The organism is Frateuria sp. GZRR35 (genome assembly GCF_051900415.1).
In the GTDB taxonomy this organism is placed as follows: Bacteria; Pseudomonadota; Gammaproteobacteria; order Xanthomonadales; family Rhodanobacteraceae; genus Frateuria_A.
This window is the reverse complement of sequence record NZ_JBHZGL010000023.1, coordinates 1-6,024: the sequence shown is the minus strand read 5'-3', so window position 1 is coordinate 6,024 and position 6,024 is coordinate 1. Positions and strand designations below refer to the sequence as shown.

The 6,024-nt window shown below is 65.9% G+C and carries 3 protein-coding genes; all 3 read left to right on the top strand.

Annotation, left to right across the window (positions count from 1 at the left end; all coding sequences use genetic code 11):
- On the top strand, nucleotides 1-1,082 hold a 1,082-nt coding region (locus tag ACFWZ3_RS17170), incomplete at its 5' end, for a non-ribosomal peptide synthetase (RefSeq protein WP_439708896.1).
- A complete protein-coding gene (locus tag ACFWZ3_RS17165) occupies nucleotides 1,079-4,486 on the top strand; it encodes an amino acid adenylation domain-containing protein (RefSeq protein WP_439708895.1) in 3,408 nt (1,135 codons plus the stop codon). The genes ACFWZ3_RS17170 and ACFWZ3_RS17165, both read left to right, overlap by 4 nt.
- Nucleotides 4,483-6,024, top strand: a 1,542-nt coding sequence (locus tag ACFWZ3_RS17160) for a condensation domain-containing protein (protein WP_439708894.1), incomplete at its 3' end; no start/stop codon positions are given. The genes ACFWZ3_RS17165 and ACFWZ3_RS17160, both read left to right, overlap by 4 nt.

The following is a 6,024-nucleotide window of genomic DNA, read 5'->3' as shown; positions in this document are numbered from 1 at the left end:
CGTTCCGCAGCCTGCTGCGGGTGGATGCGCAGTCGCCGCAGCGGTTGTCGGTGCGGCAGGTGGCGCTGGGCGGCGAGGCGCTGGACCCGGCCAGTCTGCGGCCATGGTTCGCGCGCTATGGCGACCAATCGTGTGTGGTGAACATGTATGGGCCCACCGAAGGTGCGGTCGTGGCGACCTGCCATCGCATCGTGGAAGCCCAACTCGCGCAGGACCGCGGCAGCGTGATCGGTCGGCCGCTGGCGGACCTGTCCGCCAAGGTGGTCGACGCCCATGGCTGCGATGCTCCTCTGGGCATACCGGGCGAGCTGTGGGTCGGTGGTCCGTCGCTGGCGCGCGGCTATCTCGCCCGCCCGCGGCTCACTGCCGAGCGGTTCGTGGCGGATGACAGCGGCACCCGTTGGTACCGCACTGGCGACCTGGTGCGACGGCTGCACGACGGCACGATCGAGTATCTGGGCCGCATCGACGATCAGGTGAAGATCCGCGGCTTCCGCATCGAACTGGGCGAGATCGAATCGGCGCTGTGCGAACTGGCGGGGGTGCGCGAAGCCAGCGTGCAGGCTGTCTCGATCGCGGGCGATCCGCGGCTGGTGGCATACGTGGCGGCCGAGCCGTCCACGGACGAAACCGCGTTGCGAAACGGCCTGCGCAGCCGTCTGCCCGAGTACATGGTGCCGGCGCATTTCGTGCGGCTGGATGCCCTGCCGATGACAACCAACGGCAAGCTCGACCGCCGCGCGCTGCCGCCGGTGGATCCGGCGGAAGGGCAGGGCTCGCAGTACGTGGAACCGTCCACCGCGGTGGAGCGGGCGCTCGCCGGCATCTGGGCACAGGTGCTCGCGCGCGAGGCACCGATCGGCGTGCACGACAGCTTCTTCGATCTGGGCGGGCACTCGCTGATGGCCACCCAGCTCATCACCCGTGTCGGCAGCCAGTGGGACATCGAGCTGCCGGTTCGACGCATGTTCGAGATGCCGACCATCCATGAAATGGCCGCCTATATCGAGACCGTCCTTTCGCTGGACGCCAGCGGGCCGGCCGACACCTTGACGCAAGATCACGAGGAAATCGAAGTATGAGCACCCTGGCGCTTATCGCCGGCCTGCGGGCCCGACAGGTCAAGCTGCACCTGGAAAATGGAAAGCTGAAGGTTAGTGCGCCCAAGGGTGCGCTGACGCCCGAACTGGTTGAGCAGATCCGCTCGGAGCGCGACGCGATCACCGCTCTGCTGATGGAGGCGCGTGGCGGCAACCGCCCCCCGATTCCGCGCCGGGAAGTAATTTCGCCGACGCCAGCATCGTTCGCGCAACAACGCCTGTGGTTCATCGACCAGCTTGACGGCGCGACGGCAACCTACAACATGCCCGCCGCGTTGCGCCTCAGCGGCTCGCTCGACCTGGCCGCGCTGCGCGCGAGCATCCAGTCCATCGTCGACCGCCACGAAACACTGCGCACCACATTCAGCTCTGCCGATGGCGAGCCGCTGCAGGTGATCGCGCCGCAGCTGGCGATCGACATACCGTTGGTGGAATGCAGGGAGTCCGACGTGATGGATCGGGTCGTGGCGTTTGCCGGCGAGCCCTTCGATCTGGCCAGGGGCCCGCTGCTGCGGGCGCAGGTCCTGCGCCTCGGGCCGCAGGAACACATCCTGCTGACCAACATGCACCACATCATTTCCGACGGCTGGTCAGTGGGCGTGCTGGTGGGCGAATTCGTAGCCCAGTACGAGGCGCGCGTTCGCGGGGTCGAGCCGATGCTTCCGCCGTTGCCGATCCAGTACGCGGATTTTGCGCTGTGGCAACGCAAGACGCTTCAGGGTGAAGTTTTACAACGCCAGCAGGAATACTGGCGCGACCAACTGGCGGACCTGCCCCCGTTGCTCACGTTGCCGACCGACCGGCCGCGGCCGCCAGTGCAGGGTTTCGCCGGCGCCAGCCATGCCTTCGTGCTGCCGGCAACCCTGTGCCGTTCGCTGAAGGAACTCAGCCAGGCGCATGGCGCCACCCTGTTCATGGCCCTGCTGGCGGCGTTCAAGGTGCTACTCGCGCGCTATTCCGGCCAATCGGATATCGCCGTGGGAACGCCCATCGCCAACCGCACGCGGCCGGAGCTGGAGGGCCTGATCGGCTTTTTCGTCAACACGCTGGTAATGCGTAGCCAAGTACAGCCAAGCCAGAGTTTCGAGCAGTTGCTGCAGGATGTACGCACTACGGCGCTGGCGGCCTACGAGCATCAGGATCTGCCATTCGAGCAACTGGTGGAGTTCGTCAATCCGCAGCGAAGCATGAGCCACTCGCCGCTGTTCCAGGTGATGTTTTCGTTGCAGAACACGCCCAACCCCGGCGGCGAGCTTCCTGGCCTGACGCTGTCGCCGCTGGAAAGCGAGGCGACCGTGGCGAAGTTCGATTTGCAACTGGACATGGAGGAGAGGGACGGACGCCTGGAAGGCCGTCTGTATTACCGCACCGACCTGTTCGACACCGCCACCATCAAGCGCATGGCGGGCCATTACAGCGAGTTGCTGCGCGCGATAGCGGTATCCCCCAGCGTGCCGGTGGCGGCGCTTTCGATGGTGCCCGCAGGCGAGCGGGCCGAACTCCTGCGCAGCCTGGACGAAGTGGCTCCGGCATTCGTGGCCGACCGTTGCCTGCATGAGATATTCAGCCAACGCGCGGCCGAGCGCCCGGACGCCGTGGCGGTGCGTTTCGAAGATCGCAGCCTGAGCTATGCGGAGCTGGAGCAGCGGACCAACCGCTTGGCTCATTACCTGCAAACGCAGGGCGTGGGTCCCGATGCCATCGTGGGCCTGTGCCTGGAACGATCGGAGGCCATGATCGTCGGCCTGCTGGCCGTGCTGAAGGCGGGCGGTGCCTACCTGCCGATTGATCCGGCCTGTCCGCGCGATCGGTTCGAATACATTCTCACCGACGCTGCGCCCGCGATCGTGTTGACCCAGCAGAGCGTGCGCGATCGCATTCCAGCCGGCGCATTCGAGTTGCTGACACTGGATCAGGACAATCCGCCGTGGGCCACGCTACCGGCGGACGTTCCGCAGGTCTCCTCGCGCCCGGACCAGCTTGCCTACGTCATCTACACCTCCGGTTCCACCGGCCGCCCCAAGGGTGTGCTGGTCGAGCATCGCCAGGTGGCGCGGCTGTTCAGTGCCACCGATGCCTGGTTCGGTTTCAGCGCAGACGATGTGTGGACGCTGTTCCACTCCTACGCGTTCGACTTTTCCGTATGGGAGTTGTGGGGCGCGCTGCTGTATGGCGGTTGCCTGGTGGTGGTCCCTTACTGGATCAGCCGCTCCCCGGAGGACTTTCACGCACTGTTGTGCGACGAAAAGGTCACCGTGCTGAACCAGACGCCCTCGGCGTTCCGCGCCCTGATGCGGGCGGATGCCTCCTCGTCCCGCGCCAACCACCTGCGCTACATCGTGTTCGGTGGCGAAGCGCTGGACCTGGCCAGCCTGCGCCCCTGGTTCGAGCGCCACGGCGATCAGGCGCCGCGCCTGATCAACATGTACGGCATCACCGAGACCACCGTGCACGTCACCTATCGCCCGATCACGTCGGCCGACGTCCAGGCCAATCGCGGGTCGGTGATCGGCGAGCCGATGCCGGACCTGCGGATCCACCTGCTGGACAGCCACGGGCAGCTCGCACCGGTCGGCGTGCCGGGCGAGATGTACGTCGGCGGCGCGGGCGTCGCGCGCGGCTATTTGAACCAACCCGAGCTTACCGCGCAGCGTTTCGTCGAAGAGGGCGGGGCGCTCTTGGGCGTCGATGCCCGACTGCGGCTGTATCGCACCGGCGACCTTGCCCGGCGCCTGCCCGATGGTGATCTGGAATACCTGGGACGGATCGATGCGCAGGTGAAGATCCGCGGCTTCCGCATCGAACTCGGCGAGATCGAGTCGACGCTCACCGATCTGCCGGGTGTCAAGGAATCGGTAGTGATCACCGTGGAAGATGCCGATGGTGACAAGCGCCTGGCCGCTTACCTCGTGGGGCAGAACATCGACCTCGACAACATCCGCAAACAACTGGGCGAGCGCCTGCCCGAGTACATGGTGCCCTCGTACTTCATGCAGCTTGACGCCATGCCGCTGACCATCAACGGCAAACTGGATCGCCGTGCGTTGCCGGCGGTGGATCTGGCCGGCCAGAGCCGTGTGCCGTACGCGCCGCCGGAGACCGACATCCAGCTCAGGCTGGTCGAGATCTGGAACGAAGTGCTCAGGCGTGAAGTGCCCATCGGCATCCACGACGGCTTCTTCGAGATCGGCGGTCATTCGCTGTTGGCCACCCAGCTAGTCACACGCGTGCGCCAGCAATGGGGCATCGAACTGCCGCTGCGGCGCATGTTCGAGACGCCCACGATCCATGAGATGGCCACCTACATCGAGATGACGCTCGGCTTGCTCGCCGACAGCCAGATGGATCCAGTCGACCAGGAAGACCACGAGGAAATCGAAGTATGAGTGTGGTCGCCCTCGTCGCTGGCTTGCGGGAGCGGGGTGTCAGGCTTCATCTGGACCAGGGTCGGCTCAAGGTCGGCGCGCCAAAAGGCGTGCTGACCGACGAGTTGCTGGTGCAGATCCGTGGCCATCGCGATGCGATCACCGCGTTGCTTCAGGAGGCCCGTGACAGTGATCGGGCGACGATTCCGGCGCGGCAGGTCCGCTCGCCGTGCGTGCTTTCCCATGCGCAGCGACGATTGTGGTTCATCGATCAGCTCGAAGGCGCCAATGCGGTCTACAGCATTCCGGCCGCATTGCGCCTGCGCGGGCCACTGGACGTGGCGGCGCTGCATGCGGCCATCCAGGACATCGTCGATCGCCACGAGACGTTGCGTACGACGTTTCGGGCCGTGTCCGGCGAGCCGATGCAGGTAATCGCCGAATGGCAACCCATCGACTTGGCGATAGACGACGCACTGGAGGCCGAGCTCGCCGAGCGGCTGGCGGCGTTCGCGAGCGAGCCGTTCGACCTCGCCGTCGGGCCCCTGCTGAGGGTACGGCTGTTGCGTTTGGCGGCGGATGAGCACGTGTTGCTGACCAACATGCACCACATCATTTCTGACGGCTGGTCCATCAACGTGATGACGGCCGAGCTTGCCCATTTCTATCGCGCACGGGTTCGGAAAGAGCGCGGTTCACTACCACCGTTGCCGATCCAGTACGGTGACTTCGCACAGTGGCAGCAAGAGCACCCATCGTTGCCACGCCAGCTCGCGTACTGGCGCGAGCAACTCGCCGACCTGCCGCCATTGCTGGCCTTGCCGACCGATCGTCCACGCCCGCCGGTGCAGGGCGCCGATGGCGCAAGCCACGACTTCCTGCTGCCGACACGCCTGGCCGAGGCGTTGCGCAATCTGGGCCAGTCGCGCGGCGCCACGTTGTTCATGACGCTGCTGGCGGCATTCAAGGTGGTGCTGGCGCGCTATGCCAGCCAGGAAGACATCGCGATCGGCACGCCGATCGCCAACCGCACGCGGCCGGAGCTGGAGGGGCTGATCGGCTTCTTCGTCAACACGCTGGTGCTGCGCAGCCAGGTGGCGCCGGAACAAAGTTTCGAGCAGTTGCTCGATGCGGTGCGTTCGACCGCGCTGGCCGCGTACGAGCACCAGGATCTGCCATTCGAGCAGCTCGTGGAGGCAATCAATCCAGCGCGCAGCCCGAGCCAGACACCACTTTTCCAGGTGATGTTTGCGCTGCAGAACGAGCTGCCCGGCGAAGCCGAATCGCTAGCGGGTTTGGAGTTGAGCCTGGTCGGCGACGTGTCGTCATTCGCCAAGTTCGACCTGCAGTTGCATCTGCAGGAAGCGTCCGCCGGCATCGGCGGTCGCCTGGTGTACCGCACCGATCTGTTCGACGCGGCCACCATTGCGCGGCTGGCGGGACATTACCTGACCCTGCTCGAAGCCGTAGTCGCAGCGCCGCAGGCCCGCCTGTCGGCGCTGGAGATGGTGCCGCCGGAGGAGCGCGCACGTCTGCGCGAGCCTTACGGCGAACGCACC